This window comes from Streptomyces sp. NPDC048192, from assembly GCF_043202415.1.
Classification (GTDB): Bacteria; Actinomycetota; Actinomycetes; order Streptomycetales; family Streptomycetaceae; genus Streptomyces.
Genome location: NZ_JBIDAL010000035.1, coordinates 16,414 through 18,208, shown reverse-complemented (window position 1 = coordinate 18,208; position 1,795 = coordinate 16,414). Strand labels below are relative to the sequence as shown.

Sequence of the window (1,795 nt, the reverse complement as noted above, 5' to 3'; positions counted from 1 at the left end):
TCGACAGGACCAGTTACAAAGCCACCATCAGCATCGAGATCCTGACCAGCCGCACCGCTTGACACCGGGCACCCATCGCTAACTACACGGCATTGCGGCTAGTCCTCGAGCCGGACCGGCATCAGGAGCGAGAAGGTGTGCGTCTCGTCGGGGCGGCGGATCGCCAACGGGGCGGTGGGGGCGCCGAGTTCGAGGACCAGCTCGCCGCGGGCGCCTGCGGCGAGCGCGTCCAGCATGAAGGCGCGGTCGACGCCGATGGCGCCCGGGTCGTCCCCGGCGTCCGCGCACACGGTCGCCGTGCCGTCGTCCGCCGCCTTCATGACGCTGACGGCGCGGGGCCGCCGTCCCCCTTGCAGGCGTCGCTCGTGCGGACCGGGCCGGATGCCAGTGCCTCCCGGAACGCCGCGACATCCACGAGGCACCGGCGGCCGGCCGGCAGCCGGACCAGCCGGCGGTGGTCGGGGAAGTCCTGGTCGAGGCACTGTCCGGCCGTCCGGCCCTCGGCGGACTCCAGGGACACGCGGTCACCGTCGAAAGTGAGCCCCACCGGTTCCTCACCCCGGAGCAGCGCCCGCATCGCATCGGCCGGCGGAAGCGGCACGAGGGCCTGCACGCGCTCCCCGTCGTGCCCCGTGACGGCGGTCCGCGCGACCGCCATCCGGTAGCGGTCGGTGGCCACCACGGTCAGTTCCTCCCCTTCGACGTCGAACAGGACCGCGCCGAGCATCGGCAGCCGAGTTCCGCTCCACCGTGGTGGGCGGTGCGGTGCCGCAGGAGTACGTGCGCGCGGTCGAGGCCGGCTGCCGGGACGCGCTCGCCGAGGGCCCGCTGGACGGGCACCCGGTGACCGGTCTCCGCGTCACGCTCACCGACGGCTCCACGCACGTGAAGGACTCCTCCGACACGGCCTTCCGCACCGCCGGCCGGCTCGGCCTCCGCGCGGCCCTTGCGCGCCTGCGGGACCGTCCTGCTGGAGCCGGTCGCCGAGGTCACGGTCACCGTGCCGGAGGACGCCGTGGGCTCGGTCCTCGGCGACCTCGCCGCCCGGCGCGGCAGGGTCGGCGGCTCCGAGACCCGGGGCGGTGTGGCCGTCCTGACCGCGACGGTGCCCCTGGCGGAGCTGTTCGGTTACGCCACCCGCCTGCGCAGCCGCACCCAGGGCCGCGGCACCTTCACCACCCGCCCCGCCGGCTACGCCCCGGCGCCGATCCGGTAGGGGCGGGTGCCGCACCGCCGGCTGCCGTGCCGGTCGGCGGTGCGGCACCGCTGCCCACACGGGCGGACATGTGACGTGTCCGGTCCTCGTCCGGGGCCCGCCCGGAGCGGCGGGACAGGCACGGGTAGCGTGAGGGCGGGGCGTCCCGGAAGACACATCGGGAGACACATGTGTCGTGCGCGGTGCCCGGAAGGCCGGTCCGTTGCAGGGAGTTCCGTGAAGCACAGAGTCGCGCTCGTGGTGTTGTTCCTGCTGCCCGCGCTCTGGGGAGCGGGAACCCTCGTCGGCGCCCTGACGGCCTCGGAGAAGGTCGAGTGCCCCGGGGAGAACGTGGGCGAGGACGGGGAGGAGCGCCCGGGTCCCATGCGGCCCGGGGACACGCAGTGTTCCGTGCTGGACGGGTCCGTCGCGGTGGCGACCCGGACGTACGAGCAGCAGCGCAGCGTCGAGTCCCTGCAGCGGCGGCGGGACGCCACCAACGGCTGCCTGCTCCTGCTGTACGGCACCGCGGGCACCCTCCTGACCTGGCGCGCCGCCAAGCCGGCCCGGGACGACGCGTAACCGGGGACCGCAACTGAC

General features: G+C 74.7%; 3 protein-coding genes and 1 pseudogene. 2 read left to right on the top strand and 2 right to left on the bottom strand.

The window, feature by feature from the left end:
* Positions 1–98: 98 nt before the first annotated feature.
* A complete protein-coding gene (locus ACGFZN_RS39625) occupies positions 99–320 on the bottom strand; it encodes a hypothetical protein (protein WP_393863345.1) in 222 nt (73 codons plus the stop codon).
* On the bottom strand, positions 317–727 hold the full coding sequence (locus ACGFZN_RS39620) for a hypothetical protein (RefSeq protein WP_393863344.1): 411 nt from the start codon (positions 725–727) through the stop codon (positions 317–319). Before ACGFZN_RS39620 ends, ACGFZN_RS39625 begins: the two co-directional genes overlap by 4 nt.
* Before the next feature lie 8 nt (positions 728–735).
* Between ACGFZN_RS39620 and fusA the strand changes: the two are divergent.
* Both fusA and ACGFZN_RS39610 read left to right on the top strand, forming a co-directional pair.
* Positions 736–1,216, top strand: a pseudogene (fusA, locus tag ACGFZN_RS39615) (elongation factor G); the annotation flags it as partial.
* Between the two features lie 216 nt (positions 1,217–1,432).
* The gene (locus ACGFZN_RS39610; RefSeq protein WP_393863343.1) at positions 1,433–1,777 is read left to right on the top strand and encodes a hypothetical protein; all 345 of its coding nucleotides are present in this window, start codon (positions 1,433–1,435) and stop codon (positions 1,775–1,777) included.
* Positions 1,778–1,795: the final 18 nt, after the last annotated feature.